This is a genomic window from Allobosea sp. FW305-C-101 (assembly GCF_058783685.1).
On sequence record NZ_JBYSYT010000001.1, the window covers coordinates 12,974 to 29,383 of the forward strand.

Consider the following 16,410-nt stretch of genomic DNA (forward strand, 5'->3'; position numbering starts at 1 on the left):
TGCAGCCCCTTCTGAGTGATCAGGAGGGGCAAGGGACTGCCGCCGCGCCAATGGCTTTGGCCTATCGCGGCCCAACGGAGGTAGACCTCTTTCTACTGATAGGGGCGGCAATGCCGACTTGCATCAGGCTCCCCTGCGCTGCGGCTCGGGTCGCCGACCGATGAAGCCTGCGGGCTCGCTGCCGTGGTTCGGTGGTAGCGGCAAGAGCAGTTCCGCGATCCTCCGAATCGCGGAATTTCTCCAAGCCTTTGTTTTAACGCATTTTCTTCACGCGAGCCGGTACCCGCTTCGCTTGAAAAGGCTCTAGATCTCGATCTCCACGCCCACCTCGACCACCTGCTTGGCCGGAATGTGGAAATGGGCGGCGGAGCGCTCGGCATTGCGCTGCATGAAGGCGAACAGAGATTCGCGCCACACGGCCATTCCCGCGATGTCCTCGCGCGGAATAACGGTTTCGCGGCCGATGTAATAGGAGAGGTCGGCGAGATCGATGCCGGGCAGCAGGCCGTGCTCGACGCCGCAGCGCAGGCCGTCCGGAATGCGCGGCGTCTCCATGAAGCCGAAATGCACGATCACGCGCGTGACGCCGGGCGCGAGCTCGATCGTTTCCATGCGGTTTTCATCGGCTACGCGCGGGATTTCCTCCAGCTTGCCGGTGACGAGCAAAATCCGCTCGTGCAGGGCATGGTTGTGGCGAACGAAATGCGAGAGCGAAAGCGGAACGCCGCGGGCGGCCGAGGCGAGGAATGCCGCCGCGCCCGGCAGGCGCACCGGCGGCTTCGCCGACAGCATCTCGAGAAACGCCTTCTCCGGTTCGCGCTGGCGGCTGCGCGCCGCCTCGACCAAAGCGAGCCCGCGCCGCCAGGTCAGCATGACCACCACCAGCACGAGCGCCAGGACCAGTGGATACCAGCCGCCCTCATGCAGTTTCGGCAGGTTGGCGGAGAAAAACACGAGGTCGATCAACAGAAAGAAGCCGTTGACCGCGACGACGAGGATCGGGCTGAAACCCCATTTCAGAGCGATCAGCGCCGCCAGCCCGGTGGTGATGGCCATCAGCAGGGAGACCGCGATACCGTAGGCGCCGGCAAGGGCCTCGGACGAGCGGAATGCAAAGACCGACGTCAAGGTCGCCAGGCAGATGAGCCAGTTCACGATCGGGATGTAGATCTGACCCCGCTGGTCATGAGCCGTGTGCTTGATGCGGACGGCCGGGAAGAGGCCGAGTTGCACGGCTTGGCGGGTCAGCGAAAAGGCGCCAGTGAGGATCGACTGCGAGGCGATGACGGCCGCCGCCGTCGCGAAGGCAATCAGGGGATAATGCGCCCAGTTCGGGGCGAGCTGATAAAACGGATTCTCGATCGCCTCCGGATGGATCAGCAGCAGCCCGCCCTGGCCGAAATAATTCAGCATCAGTGCCGGCAGCACGACGGTAAACCAGGCCAGGCGGATCGTCTTCGGGCCGAAATGGCCCATATCCGCATACATTGCCTCGCCGCCGGTCACAGCCAGGAAAGTCGCCCCGAGAACGGCGAAGCCGACGAGCGGAGAGGTGTGGGTGATGAAGTACAGCGCGTTGAACGGATTGATCGCAGCCAGGATGCCCGGCGCCATCAGGATGCCCCGGATGCCGAGAAGCGCGAGGATCAGGAACCAGAGCAGCATGACCGGCCCGAACAGCCGGCCGATGAAACCTGTACCCTTGCTCTGAACCAGGAAGAGGCCCATCAGGATCGCCGCGGTCAACGGAACCACGGCCGGCGCCAGGAACGGCGCGTCGACCTTGAGGCCTTCGATGGCGCTCAGCACGGAGATCGCCGGCGTGATGGCGCCGTCGCCATAGAGCAAAGCGGCACCGACGAGGCCGACGACGAGGACATAGGCCCGTGCCGAGCCCGGCTTGGCATGACGCGCCTTGAGCAGGGCCAGCATCGCCATGATGCCGCCTTCGCCACGATTGTCGGCCCGCATGATCAGCAGCGAATACTTGATCGAGATGATCAGGATCAAAGCCCAGAGGATCATCGAGACGCAGCCGACCACTGCCTCCGGCCGCAAGACGCCGCCAGCGGCCGCAGCCCGAACGGCCTCCTTGAGCGCATAGAGCGGGCTGGTGCCGATATCGCCGTAGACAACGCCGAGCGCCCCCAGAGTCAGGGCGGGAACGGAGCCGTTGTGATCGTGGGAAGACGGCCTGCCGCCCGGTGACGGAACCTCATGCGCCATGCGCTGCCCTCCCCATTATCTCGGAAGTAGGGCACGCGGCGGCGCTGACAGCAAGCCTGCGCGAACGGCCTGGGCCGCGGCCTCAGCCTGCCTCGCCGGATCGGCTGATCGCCGCCGATCTCGCTGCGAGCGAGGCCCCCGGCAAGGCCCGCGGCAATCAGCCTGGATACAAGAGGAGAAGTTTAGTTTCAGAATCATATCATGAACTGACGAATATATATTACGAACACAATCCCAGCGAATAATACTATGAGATTTTTATTTGAGTTCAACGGCTGAGCGCGATCTAAGGAGGCTTCCAAAGTCATCCGAGACCAGCGACATGCTTTCCGTGCCAGCGTTCCCATCAAGCTTCACCCGCCCGCTGATCGGCGCGCTCGGGGCATCGCTTCTCGGCGCCGTCGCCGTCCAGGCTGCCGAACCGGCCCCGAAGACGCTGCCCGCCGCCGCAACCGCTCCCGAGAAGCCGATCGACTTTGCCTTCGGCTTCAAGCTGGCCTCGGACTACAACTTCCGCGGCATCACGCAGTCGAACCACGAGCCGAGCCCGCAGGCCTATGGCGAGCTCCAGCTTTTCGACAACCTGCTTTACGCCGGTGTCGCAGGCTATCGGGTCGATCTGCCGACGCGCCCGGCAGCGGAAATCGACCTGACCGCCGGCTTTCGCCCGAAATTGGGGCCGCTGACCTTCGATCTCGGCGTCATCTATTACTATTACCCGGGCGAGCGGCGCCTGGTCGACGCCGCCGGCGCGATCCTGACACCGAAGAACACCGACTTCCTCGAATTGGCAGGCAAGGTGTCCTGGGCCGTCGACGAGCAATGGACACTCGGCGCCGGCATCTTCCACGCCGGGGACTGGCTGGGCTCCGGGGCGCCCGGCACCTATGCCAATGTGACGGCGAAATATGCGCTGCCCGACAGGTTCCTCGGCGTCCTGCCCGCTGGCCTGGCCGTGTCGGTTGAGCTCGGGCGCTACAGCCTCGGCACCACGGCGGCCGTCTACGGCTCCGTCCGCCTGCCGGATTACAGCTACTGGAACGCAGGCGTATCCTATACCTACGCCAACACCACGCTCGATCTGCGCTATCACGACACCGATCTGAGCAGGCGTGAATGCTTCAGCCTGACCACGGATCCAAGAGGCCTCGCCACGGGCTCGGCCCGTTCGAACTGGTGCGGGGCGGCCTTCATCGCGACGCTGTCCTTCGACACCACCGCGAGCCAGCTCGGCGTCTTCGCATCGCGCTGACCGCGACGGACGCCATCGGGCAGCGATCGCCTGGTCGCTTCCCGTACCGTTGGTGAGCTGCGTCGAGAAGGGGCGTGGCTAAGGCTCGATCCTGCTCAGGGCGTCTTCACCCGGCTCCCGGCTCTGCCGCCACTATGACTTTCCAATGCGGAGGAACGCTTTCCTGCATGGAACGCTTATGCGCCGCGCCCTAGTTGCTGAGACACGCACCATCTTGGGCAGTGGCGCTGAACAGCTTTCGACCGCAGGAGGCTGACCATGACGAACTCGGGAAGCATCGAAGACACCGACCTCGTTCCGGACGGCAGGCCGCCGGGAGTTCTGCCTCAGGAGCCGGCCCTGCCGAGCGCGCTGGGCTATCTCGCGGCACTCGTCATGACGGGCTTCGCGACGCTGCTCGCTTTCGCTCTCGAAAGCGCGGCGTCGATCCCCAACCTTTCCCTGGTCTTCGTTCTTCCTGTCATCATCGCCGCCATTTTCTTCGGTTTCGGGCCGTCGATGCTCGCGGCTGTCGCGGGCGCTCTGGCCTAACCTCCGTCTCGGTCGTGCTCGGCACCTCGATCCTGCGCGGCCTCGTCTCGCTGTTCTTCGGGCTGGCGCTCGCCGTGATGGGGACCGACTACCAGGCCGGCCTGCCGCGCCTGACTTTCGGCGTGCCGGAGCTGTCGGACGGTATCGGCATCACCATCGTCCTGGTCGCGATGTTCGCGGTGGGCGAGATCCTGTTCGTCGCCAGCCGCCTCAGCCGCGAGCCGCAAAAGGTCATCGAGGTCAACGGGCCGATCGCGATGTCGCGCGAGGACTGGCGGAGATCGTGGAAGCCCTGGCTGCGCGGCGCGGCGCTCGGTTTCCCGATCGGAGTCATGCCGGCCGGCGGCTCGGAAATTCCCACGCTGCTGTCCTACACGCTGGAGCGGCGCCTCTCGAAGAATCCGGAAGAGTTCGGTCACGGCGCGATCGAGGGCGTTGCCGGCCCCGAAGCGGCGAACAACGCCGCCGTCGCAGGCGTCATGGTACCATTGCTTACGCTCGGCCTGCCGACATCGGCCACCGCCGCGGTGATGCTGGCAGCCTTCCAGAACTACGGCCTCCAGCCCGGCCCGACGCTGTTCACCAGCAATCCCGAACTGGTCTGGGGCGTGATCGCCTCGCTCTATATCGGCAATCTCATGCTGCTGGTGCTCAACCTGCCGATGGCGCGGGTCTGGGTGAAGCTGCTGGCGATCCCGAAACCGCATCTCTACGCGGGCATCCTGATCTTCTCGCTGGTCGGCGTCTGGGGTCTGTCGCAGTCCTGGGTCGAGTTGCTGGCCCTCGCCGTCCTGGGCGTGATCGGATACGGCTTCCGCTGCTGTTCAGTGCCGATCGCGCCCGCGCTCATCGGCCTCATTCTCGGCCCTATGGCCGAGCTTCAGCTTCGTCGTGCCCTGGCAATCGGTCAGGGCGACCCGATGACGCTGGTTTCCTCCCCGATCGCAGCGGGCCTGCTGATCGTCGCGGCCCTGCTGTTGCTGATTCCGTTGCTCCGGTTCATTCAGAGCCGGCGGAACGAAAACCCGACTTTGACGGCTGCTCAATAAATCCACCCGGCCTCGAGTCGGCCAGGGAGGTCGAAATGCGGGCTTTCATCGGTGTTGCTCTTGCGGTGGTACCGCTCGGCACCTCAGCAACGGCCCAGGTCAAGCTTTTCGAGGAGGTTATGGCAATCGTATCGTTGCCGACACATAGCCCCTTCAATGTCTCGGGCATTGCAGCTTCATCAACCTGAGCGTGCATTAAACAATTAACCATCGCATTGAATGAATCGCACGCCTGCCGTATCGGCAACGTCTCGAAAACTCCGGACCTCTATCGTCGCGATTATTCCAATCGGACGTGAAGCCAGAAATGCTTCGAGAGCGACAGAATTCGCTACCAGCAATCGATCTTCCGGGGCCTGCCCTGTCGATCGAATTGGGAACCCGGCATAACTCCCCCGCTGCAAGTAACTCAGAGACCGAGCAACTGCGGGATATGGTTGCGCGATTGATGCACAGCGCGGCCCACGATCCATTGACCGGCCTGCTCACGCGCAGCCTGTTGCTGGAACGGCTTGAACGCGAGCTCTTGCGCGGCGACGCCGATGGCGCGGATATCGCGATCCTCTTCATCGACCTCGACAATTTCAAGCTCGTCAACGATTCCTTCGGGCACAGCAGTGGCGACCAGGTGCTGTCCGAGATGGCCAGGCGCATCAGCACCTGCACCGGACCGGATGATCTGGCGAGCCGGTTCGGTGGCGACGAGATCGTCATTCTGCACCCGCAGGCGACCACTCGCTCCGGCACGTCGCTTGGCCGGCGGATTCTCGATGCCCTGGCCGAGCCGATCTTCATCGCCGGCCGCGAGGTGGTGGTCACGGCCAGCGTCGGGATCGCGCAATGCGCCCCCGGGATGAAATCCGGCGAGCAATTGCTGCGGGAGGCCGATACCGCTCTCTACGCCGCCAAGGCTCGTGGACGTGCGCGGCTCGAGCAATTCGACGACGAGCTGCACAGGCGCGCCGAGAAGCGCGTGCAGATCGAATCGGATTTGCGAGCGGCCTTGCGGGAAGCGCAGCTCTTCGTGGAGTACCAGCCCCAGGTGCGACTGACCGACGGATATGTCGTGGGGGTCGAGGCGCTTGTCCGCTGGCGCCATCCCGAGCAAGGCATCGTGCCGCCCGGCGACTTCATCCCCGTGGCTGAGGATTGCGGGTTGATCGTCAAGATCGGGCAAGAGGTGCTGCTGCAATCCTGCCGCCAGCTTGCGGCCTGGACACGGGCGATGCCCGGCCGTTCCTTGACCATGACGGTCAATGTTTCTCCCCGCCAGATCGCGGAACCGACCTTTTTCGCAGAGCTGCGCCAGGTGATCGGGGATACGCAGATCGATCCGACGGCGCTGTGCCTGGAAATCACCGAAAGCGCGATGATGAGCGCGACGGACGAGGTCGTCGGACTGCTCAACCGCATCAAGGAACTCGGCGTCTACATCGCGATCGACGATTTCGGCACCGAGCACTCGTCGCTGTCTCGTCTTCGGGACATGCCGGCAGAGGTCCTGAAGATCGATCGCAGCTTCATCGACGGCCTCAGCAGCGAACCCGGCGATACCGCGATCGTTTCATCGATCCTGAGTCTGGCTTTCGCGATGGGCAAGCACACCATCGCCGAGGGCGTCGAAAAGCATGAACAGGCGGCGATGTTGCTCCGCATGGGTTGCGAGGTCGCACAAGGCTTCTTCTTCTCGCGGCCCGTCGCGGCCGAGCGCATCGCGCCCATGCTGATCAAGCCGATCTGGGAGCCGCGTTCGATCCGGAAGCTCCACGGCACGCGTTTCACGAGCGGGCCGGTTCGGCAAGGCCATCGCTATTTCATCGACGAGTTCCTCGACCACATCGGCGCGCCGATGGGGATCAAGGCCGCGAGGTCGCCATGATCGCAACCGTGGTCGGCATCACGACCCTGATGATCGGATCGGCCTATCTGGGGCTCGGCCTGCTCTCGATCTGGGAAACGATCAGCCTTCATCATTATCGAGGCTGGTCCCGGTTCGGCATCGGCTTCGCGCTGATGGCGGCAAGCTGCGGCCCGCATCACCTGATGCATGGCTGGCAACTGCTCCAGGGCGAGACCGTTTCCTGGCCGACGCTCGCCGCCACGATCATCGGCTTGCCGCCCGGTCTCGTATTCGTGTGGCTTCGCTTCGAAACCATGTGGAACGGCCAGGGCGACCGCGGCATCGCCGCATCGCCGCAGCGTCTGATCCTGCTCGGCTTCGTCGCGGCTCTCCTCGCCGGCGGCCTGGCCTCCTGGAATCTCGTTCAGCAGCCGGCCGCAGAACTATCTTTCCTGATCCTCTGCATTTCGCCAGCGAGCGCGGCGAGCGCGCCGGAAACCGGTTACGCCTTTGCCTCCGCCTCGTTCTTCGCCAACGCGTTCGTGACCGCCACCTATGGCATGGTCGGCTGGTATCTCGCCGATCGTCAGGTGCGCCGCTATCTTTCTGATGGCTCCTGGTCCCTGGCGGGCATCGCCCTGACCGGCATTTTCATGACCTGCGCTCTGATGCATCTGATCGATGCCAGGGCCTGTTCATCCTGGGCCACCCTGGTCTTCGACCTGATCGGCATTCCCGCCTCGATCTACTTCCTGTGGATCGTCAGGCAGGTGCATAGCGACGCCGTGACGGACTGGAACCGGCGTCCATTGATCGGCGCTGCGACGGCGCCGGCACGTCCCTCGCCCTGGAGCAGCACGAATTCCCGATCTGGATCGTACGATCCGGTGGTTCGTGACTAAGAACCTCCAACAAAAACATGACCGTCCGGGGTATCGCGCTTTCGGCGCTTTACACCGGCGACGAGGCCCGACCAGATAGACGGCCCCGATCTGTCGGCCGCCGAGCGGAGAGCTCAAATGGGTGTCGCATTGGACAGGAATGCCACGGCAACGGCCCGCGACTGGGTCGACCAGGCGATCGCGGCGATCGAAGCCGACCAGCGCCGCTCGGCCGATACCCATCTGTGGAAGCTCGATACACCCGCACTGACCGGGATCGATCTGTACCTGAAGGATGAATCCACCCATCCGACCGGCAGCCTGAAACACCGGCTGGCACGCTCGCTCTTCCTCTATGCGCTCTGCAACGGCCTGATCCGCAAGGACACGGCGGTGGTCGAGGCGTCCTCCGGCTCGACGGCGGTGTCGGAGGCGTATTTCGCCCGCATGATCGGCGTTCCGTTTTATGCCGTCATGCCGCGCTCCACCTCCCCGGAAAAGATCGCCGCGATCGAACATTACGGCGGGCGTTGCCATTTCATCGACGACGGCGAGCGGATCTATGCTGAGTCGGCGGAGCTGGCCGCGCGCCTGTCCGGCCATTTCATGGACCAGTTCACCCATGCCGAGCGGGCCACGGACTGGCGCGGAAACAACAACATCGCGGAGTCGATCTTCCAGCAGCTGGCGGGCGAACGCCATCCGATCCCGTCCTGGGTCGTGATGAGCGCGGGCACCGGCGGCACCACCGCCACCATCGGCCGCTATATCCGCTACAAGCGCCATGCCACGCTGCTCTCGGTAGCGGATGTCGAGCGCTCCGCTTTCTTCGAAGGCTTTGCCACGCGAAACCCGTCATGCCGATGCGAGCGCCCCTCGCGCATCGAAGGCATCGGGAGGCCGCGCGTGGAGCCCTCCTTCGTACCGGGTGTGATCGATACCATGCTGCGGGTGCCGGATGCCGTCTCGCTGGCAGCGATGCGAGTGCTGTCGCGCCGGCTCGGGCGCCGCGTCGGCGGCTCGACAGGCACGAATTTCGCCGCGATGTGCCATCACGCGGCCCGCATGGCGAAGGCCGGCCTATCGGGATCTCTGGTGACGCTGATCTGCGATTCCGGCGAGCGCTATTCGAACAGCTACTATGCCGATGCCTGGCTTGAAGCCAACGGCCTGGACCCATCCCCCTTCGAACCTGCCTTCGAAACCTTCCTGCAGGGCGGAGAACTCGACGTCGCCATGGAGGAGTGTGGCGGCTGAGGCGAATATCGTGGCCGTTGGGCGGGTGGGCCGCCATGGCCCGCAGGCTGGCGGGGCGAATCGAGACCTCCCTGCCCTGCGCAGAAAGCGCTCCGCCACCGACGATCCCAAAGCAGATTCGAGAGGCGCGGAATGGTGGCCGAGCACGATTTCATCATCGTTGGCATGGGCAGCCACCGCTGACCGGGCAATCTCACTTGGATCGAAACAAGATCATCGCCACTGCATCTGCCCGACCACGGTTGAGCGTCGTGGCGCGACCATGCGAGAACACGCAAGCACAGGGATCGACCTCCGGGCCGCTCCTCTCGACAAGGCGGGCTTCGAGTCCGGACGGGCAACGTGGAACACGCAAGCAGAACACCGAGCTGGGCTCCCTTCGAGGCCGGAGGCGAGACGATCTTCCGTCTCGATTGCGCCTCCCTGCTTGGCGCAGACTACCGCCGGCTGCCGCATGTCCTGCGCATCCTGCTCGAGAATGCGATGCGGACGGCGCCGGCAGAGGAAACCGACCATCTGCCCCACGCGTTCCGGGAGTGGCTGGAGAACGGTAGCAGCCTTGCCGAAATCCCGTTCCTGCCCAACCGCATCATGATGCATGACACGACCTGCGGGCCGGCCCTGGTCGATATCGCGGCGATGCGTGACGTCCTCGGCGAACATGGGGGCGACCCCGACCTGCTGATGCCGCGGATTCCGGTCGATGTCTCGACCGACCACTCCTCGGGCGTCGACTTCTTCGGCCGCGCCGATGCCTTCCAGCGCAATCTGGAGAAGGAGTTCGCCCGCAACGCCGAGCGCTACCGGCTGATGAAATGGGCGTCCGCGGCGATGCCGGGCATCCGCGTCCACCCGCCCGGCTCCGGCATCATGCACACGATCAACCTGGAACGGCTGTCCCGTATCGTCGTCCGCGAGACGCAAGCCGGGCAGCGGCGCGCCTTTCCCGACGCCCTGCTCGGCACCGACAGCCATACGCCGACGGTCAACGGCCTCGGGGTGCTCGGCTGGGGCGTCGGCGGCCTCGAAGCCGAGGGCGCGCTGTTCGGCGTGCCCGTCGTGCTGCGCATCCCCAATGTCGTCGGCGTCCGGCTGACCGGGCGGCTGCGCGAGGGCGCGACGGCAACCGACCTTGCCTTGGAGATCACGCGCGCCTTGCGCGCGCTCGGCGTGACCGGCGATTTCGTCGAGTTCCATGGGCCCGGCGTCGCCACGCTTTCCGTCGGCGAGCGGGCGGCGATCGCCAACATGGCGCCCGAATACGGCGCCTCGACCGGCTATTTCCCGATCGACGCGGCCTCGCTCGCCTATCTCGCGAAGATCGGCCGCCCCGAATCTGACCGCATTCTGGTCGAAACCTATGCGAAGGCTGCCGGGCTCTGGTTCGATCCGGATTCCTCGCTCCGCTTCACCCGTAGCATCGCCATCGACCTCGATCGGATCGAGGCGAGCGTCGCCGGGCCGCGCCGTCCGCAAGACAGGATTCCCGCCGGCAGGACCCGGAGCGCTTTCGAACCGCCGCTCTCCTCCGGTTCAGAGACCGTTCCCGACGGCGCCGTGGTGATCGCCGCGATCACGAGCTGCACCAACACCTCGGACGCCGCCATGCTGGCCGCTGCCGGCGTGCTCGCCCGCAAGGCCCGTGAACTCGGGTTGCGGCCCGCGGCGTACGTCAAGACCTCGCTGGCGCCGGGCTCGCCGACAGCGGAGCGCTTTCTGCGCCGGGCGGGGTTGATGGCGGATCTCGAAGCGCTCGGGTTCGGCATCGTCGGCTATGGCTGCACGACTTGCATCGGCAATTCCGGCGCCCTCCCCGAGGTCGTGCAAGAGCAGCTCGGTCGAGCGGGCTTTCGGCCGGTCGCGGTCCTGTCGGGCAACCGGAACTTTCCCGGCCGGGTCCACCCGGACCTGGAATACGGCTTCCTGGCCTCGCCTGCCCTTGTCATCGCCTTCGCGCTGGCCGGAACGGTCGATATCGACATCATGAGCGAGCCCCTCGGCATCGCGGCCGACGGCAGGCCGGTGATGCTGCGCGACATCTGGCCGACGGGCGCCGAGATCGATGCCGCCCTCGCCACGGGCTGGGAGGTCGGCGATTTCGACGCCGCCTACCGCGAGGCCGCCACGCGCCCGCTCTGGGTCGAACTCGACGCCCCCGCGGGACCGCGCTTTCCCTGGGACGCAGGCTCGACCTATCTGCGAAGGCCGCCCTTCGTGCGGCCGGCCGGGCTGGCTCCCGCGATTGGCCCGGCCCGCGCGCTGCTCGTGCTCGGCGACGACGTCACCACCGACCATATCTCCCCGGCGAACCAGATCCGCCCCGACAGCGCGGCTGGTCGCTACATCGTCGAGCGTGGCAGCGATCCGGCCGATCTCAATGTCTACGCGTCACGACGCGGCAATTTCGAGGTCATGCTGCGCGGCGCCTTCACCAACCGGCTCGCCGTCAACCGGCTGGTGCCGCAGGCGCCGGCCGGCATGACCCGCCACGAGCCGTCCGGCGACATCGTCACCCTGACGGAGGCCGCAGCACGCTACGCTCGCGCCGGCATTCCGCTGGTGCTCGTCGCCGGCGAGCGCTACGGCATGGGCTCGTCGCGCGACTGGGCCGCCAAGGCCGTCGCCTTGCTGGGGGTTCGTGCCGTGATCGCGGCGAGCATCGAGCGCATCCACCGCACGAACCTGATCGGCATGGGCGTGCTGCCCCTGCTGCTGCCCGAGGGTATCAGCCCGGACACGCTCGACATCGGATCGCAGGACCTGTTCGAGATCGACCTGTCGCCAAGCGGGCTCGCTCCGCGCTGCGACGTGCCGCTGGCGATCGTGAGAGCGGATGGCCGCGTGACGCGGCTCAGCCTGCGGGCAGCGATCGAGACGTCGCTGGAAGTCACCCTCCTCAAATCCGGAGGCCTCATCCCGCATGTCCTGTCCGGCCTGCTCGCCGCGCCTGAACACGCCAAGGGAGTAGCGTGACCATGCCGCTCGACACGCCGCCCGAACTAGCGGGCTCGGACCTCGACCTCGTCATCTGCGGCTTCCCCGGCAAATCCGCCTGCCATGGCGGACTTGGCTGGAGCACGGTGGCGCTGCTGCGCTCGGGAGAGCGCGTCGCACTGGTCGATGCTGGCAATTTCGGCATGCGCAAACTGATCATCGAGCAGCTGGCCGTACGTAACCTCAAGCCCGCCGAGGTCACCGACCTGCTGCTGACGCATTCGCATTACGATCATTCGGTCAACTGGACGCTGTTTCGCGACGCCAGGATCGTGGTCGGCACGGTCGAGCTGGACTGGGCGCTGAACGAGCCCTGGGGCGAGACGCCGGTTCCGGAGCTCTATGTGCGTGCGCTGGCCGATTGGCGGACCTGCGAGAAGGTCGCCGACGGATCGGAGGTCTTTCCGGGCATGACCGCCCATCTGGCCCCCGGGCATACGCCCGGTTGCCTCGTCTTCCATTGGCGCACGCCGGCACGCGACATCATCTTCACTGGCGACGCGGCGAAGAACCGGGCCGAGCTGATTTCGGGCGATACCGACATGACCTATGACGCCGCCGTCAGCCGCGCCTCGATCGAGATGATCTGGGATCGCTGGCGCGCCCGGCCTGGCACGGTGGTCGTTCCCGGCCACGACATGCCCATGGTGCTCATCGATGGCAAGCCGCACTATCTCGGCAAGCGGCGAGCATCGATCCGCGCCTGGTTCGGCGACGACATCACGACATTGACCGATATCGACCTCGCAGCCGGTGGGCAAAGCTGACGGCTCCGCCAGCTCAGGCGACAGCCTCCTGCCGGGCTATCCAGCGCCGGTACCGGCGGGCGCGCCGCGTCCCCTCGACCTGCGCGCAGAGCAGCGCCCAGACCGGCGAGACATTCGGGGCCGTGCGCCGCCGATGGCTGAGACGCGCCAGCTGGTAGCGCGCGGCCGCCATATGGGCGGACGACGCAAGCGGCTTGTTCCGCCAGGTGATCGGCCTCAGCGAGGGCGCATCGGCCTTTCCGGCCCGCCAGTTGCGCGGCAGGCGGGGCTCGATCGCCAATGCGGTCGCAATCCCCGCCATGGCGACGCCGCTGGCGATGACCCTCTCCGCGACGTCGTACCGCCTGATGCCACCGGTGACCATCAGCGGCATCGTCGCGACCTCCGCGATCTCGCGAGCGAACTCTAGGAAATAGGCTTCCCGCGCCAACGTCCGCTCGTTGCGTGCGGCGCCCATCATCGCCGGCGCCTCGTAGCTGCCGCCGGAGAGCTCGACGAGATCGACGCCGAGCGGGTTCAGCATCGCGACCACGGCCTTCGCATCCTCGGGCGAGAAGCCGCCGCGCTGGAAATCGGCGGAGTTGAGCTTGACCGCGATGGCGAAGCCCGGCGCGACGGCGGCACGAACCCCGCGCACGATCTCGGTGAGCAGGCGGGCGCGGTTCTCCAGGCTGCCGCCCCATTGGTCCCGCCGATGGTTCGACAGAGGTGAGAGGAACTGGCTGAGCAGGTAGCCATGCGCCGCATGGATCTCGACGCCGGTGAAGCCGGCGCGCTCGGCCAGGCGCGCGGTTGCGACGAAGCGGCGCTCGACCTCGGCGATTTCGAATTCCGTCATCGCGCGCGGCACCGGAAAGCGCTTCGACTGCGCGCCAAGATCCAGTGCGATCGCGGAAGGCGCCAGTGTCTCCTGGCCCAGGCTCGCCGGCATCTGGCGGCCGGGATGGTTGATCTGCATCCAGACCTGCGCGCCATGCGAGCGGGACGCCGCGGCCCAGGCCCTGAAGCGGTCGAGATGGCGCTCGTTCTCCAGCACCACGCCGCCGGGACCGGTCATGGCGCGGGCATCGACCATCACGTTACCGGTGATGATCAGACCGGCCTCGCCTTCGGCCCAGGCGCGGTAGAGATTGATCAGCTCGGCCGAGGGGGCGTGGTCGGCATCGGCCATGTTCTCCTCCATCGCGGCCTTGGCGATGCGGTTGGGGATGACGGCGCCGTTGGGCAGTGTCAGCGGTGAAAACAGGGACATCAGGGGTCTCCTTCGAGAAGTTGCGCAGACCGTAACCTTTTAGTTAAGTTGAAGGTCAAGCAGCTTTCCGAGGGAGCGGAGGCGATGAATATCGGTGAGCTGGCGAAACGGACGGGCCTCACGAATTCGCGTATCCGCTTCTATGAGAGCGCCGGCCTGCTCCGGACCGTCGATCGGCGCCCGAACGGCTACCGCACCTATCCGCCCGAAGCCGTGCTTGTGCTGGAATTGATCACGACCGCGCAGAAGGCCGGCTTCAGTCTCGATGAGATCCGCAAGCTCCTGCCGCCGGGGCTCGACAACTGGGATCACGTCGCGCTGGTCGCGGCGCTGCGCCGCAAGGTGGCGGATATCGAGGCGCTCGAGGCGCGGCTGACGGAGAGCAAGGCCCAGCTTGTCACGCTGCTGGCCGATATCGAGGCGAAGCCTGACGACATCGACTGCGCCACCAACGCGCGCCGTGCGCTCTCGCATATGCTTGGAGGCAAGATCGGGAACGCGGACATCCCGATTGGTGACGGCGGGCTGCTCGCGAAGAAGACCCGGCGCCGCACATTCAAGGCGAACTAGAAACGGCAAGTATAGCGAATCTGATTCTCAGCCATCGCATGGCAACGCAAGGTGGCCGGCCGGCGACGGTTCTGAGGAGGCCAGAAATCCGTTACCGACCGGCCGAGCCCTTCGGTTTCCCAGGAGATGCGGCGGACCTGAGCACCCGAGGGGCATTTGGGAGCGATCTGCGTGATCACTGCGTTGCACAATCTCTACAATGCGCCGCATCTGAATCAATCAAATCCGACCGATCGGCCGGATTCATCGATCGTTAACCCTACCTGCTAAGCTTAAAGCCTGCAGCGCACGCACGAATGCCAAGCCGTATTACTGCTCGACTTCAGAAACTTGGCGCAATCGCCTGATAATAAGCTTGAAGATGACGCTGCGAGGGGCTGCAGCGAAGGGGTCTGCGCCTTACGCCGCGCTGGCGACGATCACGCGGTTACGGCCGCCGGCCTTGGCCCGGTAGAGCGCGTCGTCCGCCCGCTTCATCATGTCGGCAGACGAGGCATCGCCGGCGCGCCGGTTCGAGACGCCGACGGAGACCGTGACCTTGATGTCGCGGGTATTGCTCTGGACCGCGAAAGGCGAACTCTCGACCCGCTCGCGAATGCGCTCGGCCACGCGATAGGCGGCATCGCGCCCGGTATCGGGCAGCACGACGACGATCTCCTCGCCGCCCATGCGCGCAACGAGATCGATGCCGCGCGTGCAGGCGCGGACGCGGTCGGCGAATTCGCGCAGGACCTCGTCGCCGGCATCGTGGCCCCAGCTGTCGTTGACCGACTTGAAATGATCGATGTCGAGCACGAGCAGCGAGAGCGAACGGGCACGCAGCGCCGATTCGTCGAACATCACCGAGAGCCGGTTGTCCATGAAGCGGCGGTTATGCAGCCCGGTGAGCTGGTCCATCACCGCCATTTCCATCGATGACTGCACGCTGTCGCGGAGCCGCTCGGTGAAGCGCTTGCGGCGCACTTGCGTGCGCACGCGCGCCAGCAATTCATTGCGGTCGATCGGGCGGAGCAGAAAATCATGCGCGCCGATCTCGAGCCCGCGCAGGATACGCTCGCGATCCTCGGCCTCGCCCATGAGCAGCACGGACATGTTGCGGGTCCGCTCCAGCGAGCGCAGCTGGCTGCACAGGCGCAGGCCGTCCTGCCCCTGCAGGCCCAGGCTGATCACGACGGCATCGAAATCGCCCTCGGCGGCGCGCATCACGGCCTGCTGGGCGTCGTCCTCGATCTCCACAGCATGGAAGGCCGAAAGCGCGCTCTGCACCCGCTCGGCAGCGCTCGGTCGATCCTCGATCACGAGGATGCGGCCATTCAGCCCGGTCTCGGCCGCCGCCGTCGCAAGCGGGTCGGCGATGCCCAGGCGGACCGAGGCGACGGCGCGGCTGCGCAATTCGTCGGTCATTGCCTTCAGCCGGGCAAGGCTGCGCACGCGGGCAAAGAGCGCGGTATCGTCGAGCGGCTTGGTCAGGAAATCGTCGGCGCCGGCATCGAGACCCTGCAGGCGGTCGCGAGGCTGGTCGAGCGTGGTGACGATCACCACGGGGATATGCGCGGTCGAGGGCGCGCCCTTGAGGCGCCGGCAGACCTCGAAGCCGTTCATGCCCGGCATCATCACGTCGAGCAGGACGATATCGACCTCGCCGCGCTCGCAAAGCGCGATCGCGTCGCGCCCGTTCGTCGCCGTGACCACGCCGAAATACTCGGCCGAGAGCTTGGCTTCGAGCAACTTCACATTGGCGGGAATGTCGTCGACGACGAGTACGCGGGCGGTCATGGCTGTGCTTTCGCC

General features: G+C 65.8%; 11 protein-coding genes and 1 pseudogene. 9 read left to right on the forward strand and 3 right to left on the reverse strand.

The features are described 5' to 3' along the window. Positions 1-303: 303 nt before the first annotated feature. A complete protein-coding gene (locus AC3WMA_RS00060) occupies positions 304-2,157 on the reverse strand; it encodes a potassium transporter Kup (protein WP_492284715.1) in 1,854 nt (617 codons plus the stop codon). Between the two features lie 391 nt (positions 2,158-2,548). On the opposite strand from AC3WMA_RS00060, the gene AC3WMA_RS00065 reads away from it, so the two are divergent. The 8 genes and pseudogenes from AC3WMA_RS00065 (at position 2,549) to AC3WMA_RS00100 (ending at position 12,797) form a co-directional block, all read left to right on the forward strand. Further along, positions 2,549-3,478, forward strand: a complete 930-nt coding sequence (locus AC3WMA_RS00065; protein ID WP_492283392.1) for a TorF family putative porin — start codon at positions 2,549-2,551, stop codon at positions 3,476-3,478. 417 nt (positions 3,479-3,895) lie between these two features. Continuing rightward, positions 3,896-5,058 (forward strand): annotated as a pseudogene (locus AC3WMA_RS00070) (tripartite tricarboxylate transporter permease); the annotation flags it as partial. A gap of 35 nt (positions 5,059-5,093) precedes the next feature. After that, complete coding sequence (locus AC3WMA_RS00075) at positions 5,094-5,246, forward strand: hypothetical protein (protein WP_492283393.1); 153 nt, start codon at positions 5,094-5,096, stop codon at positions 5,244-5,246. Positions 5,247-5,506: 260 nt separating this feature from the next. Further along, a complete protein-coding gene (locus AC3WMA_RS00080) occupies positions 5,507-6,937 on the forward strand; it encodes a putative bifunctional diguanylate cyclase/phosphodiesterase (protein WP_492283394.1) in 1,431 nt (476 codons plus the stop codon). Continuing rightward, the gene (locus AC3WMA_RS00085; protein ID WP_492283395.1) at positions 6,934-7,800 is read left to right on the forward strand and encodes a hypothetical protein; all 867 of its coding nucleotides are present in this window, start codon (positions 6,934-6,936) and stop codon (positions 7,798-7,800) included. The genes AC3WMA_RS00080 and AC3WMA_RS00085 overlap by 4 nt, the downstream gene beginning before the upstream one ends. 117 nt (positions 7,801-7,917) lie before the next feature. Beyond that, positions 7,918-9,036, forward strand: coding sequence for a PLP-dependent cysteine synthase family protein (locus tag AC3WMA_RS00090; protein ID WP_492283396.1), 1,119 nt, complete (start codon positions 7,918-7,920; stop codon positions 9,034-9,036). 342 nt (positions 9,037-9,378) lie between these two features. Then, complete coding sequence (gene acnA, locus AC3WMA_RS00095) at positions 9,379-12,009, forward strand: aconitate hydratase AcnA (RefSeq protein WP_492283397.1); 2,631 nt, start codon at positions 9,379-9,381, stop codon at positions 12,007-12,009. A 2-nt stretch (positions 12,010-12,011) separates the two neighbouring features. Next, positions 12,012-12,797: an MBL fold metallo-hydrolase gene (locus AC3WMA_RS00100; protein WP_492284716.1), complete on the forward strand. Its 786-nt coding sequence runs from the start codon at positions 12,012-12,014 to the stop codon at positions 12,795-12,797. A gap of 13 nt (positions 12,798-12,810) precedes the next feature. Here the strand turns inward: AC3WMA_RS00100 and AC3WMA_RS00105 are convergent, their stop codons facing one another. Beyond that, positions 12,811-14,049, reverse strand: a complete 1,239-nt coding sequence (locus tag AC3WMA_RS00105; RefSeq protein WP_492283398.1) for an NADH:flavin oxidoreductase/NADH oxidase family protein — start codon at positions 14,047-14,049, stop codon at positions 12,811-12,813. 84 nt (positions 14,050-14,133) lie between these two features. Between AC3WMA_RS00105 and AC3WMA_RS00110 the strand changes: the two genes are divergently transcribed. Next, positions 14,134-14,619: a MerR family transcriptional regulator gene (locus AC3WMA_RS00110; RefSeq protein ID WP_492283399.1), complete on the forward strand. Its 486-nt coding sequence runs from the start codon at positions 14,134-14,136 to the stop codon at positions 14,617-14,619. Positions 14,620-15,018: 399 nt separating this feature from the next. Here the strand turns inward: AC3WMA_RS00110 and AC3WMA_RS00115 are convergent, their stop codons facing one another. Further along, on the reverse strand, positions 15,019-16,395 hold the full coding sequence (locus AC3WMA_RS00115; protein WP_492283400.1) for a PleD family two-component system response regulator: 1,377 nt from the start codon (positions 16,393-16,395) through the stop codon (positions 15,019-15,021). Positions 16,396-16,410 lie beyond the last annotated feature (15 nt).

What these genes read in the sequence shown, in the direction of transcription:
- AC3WMA_RS00065 (WP_492283392.1), top strand. Translation starts at nt 2,549, where the DNA reads ATGCTTTCCGTGCCAGCGTTCCCATCAAGCTTCACCCGCCCGCTGATC.
- AC3WMA_RS00075 (WP_492283393.1), top strand. Translation starts at nt 5,094, where the DNA reads ATGCGGGCTTTCATCGGTGTTGCTCTTGCGGTGGTACCGCTCGGCACC.
- AC3WMA_RS00080 (WP_492283394.1), top strand. Translation starts at nt 5,507, where the DNA reads ATGCACAGCGCGGCCCACGATCCATTGACCGGCCTGCTCACGCGCAGC.
- AC3WMA_RS00085 (WP_492283395.1), top strand. Translation starts at nt 6,934, where the DNA reads ATGATCGCAACCGTGGTCGGCATCACGACCCTGATGATCGGATCGGCC.
- AC3WMA_RS00090 (WP_492283396.1), top strand. Translation starts at nt 7,918, where the DNA reads ATGGGTGTCGCATTGGACAGGAATGCCACGGCAACGGCCCGCGACTGG.
- AC3WMA_RS00100 (WP_492284716.1), top strand. Translation starts at nt 12,012, where the DNA reads ATGCCGCTCGACACGCCGCCCGAACTAGCGGGCTCGGACCTCGACCTC.
- AC3WMA_RS00105 (WP_492283398.1), bottom strand. Translation starts at nt 14,049, where the DNA reads ATGTCCCTGTTTTCACCGCTGACACTGCCCAACGGCGCCGTCATCCCC.
- AC3WMA_RS00110 (WP_492283399.1), top strand. Translation starts at nt 14,134, where the DNA reads ATGAATATCGGTGAGCTGGCGAAACGGACGGGCCTCACGAATTCGCGT.
- AC3WMA_RS00115 (WP_492283400.1), bottom strand. Translation starts at nt 16,395, where the DNA reads ATGACCGCCCGCGTACTCGTCGTCGACGACATTCCCGCCAATGTGAAG.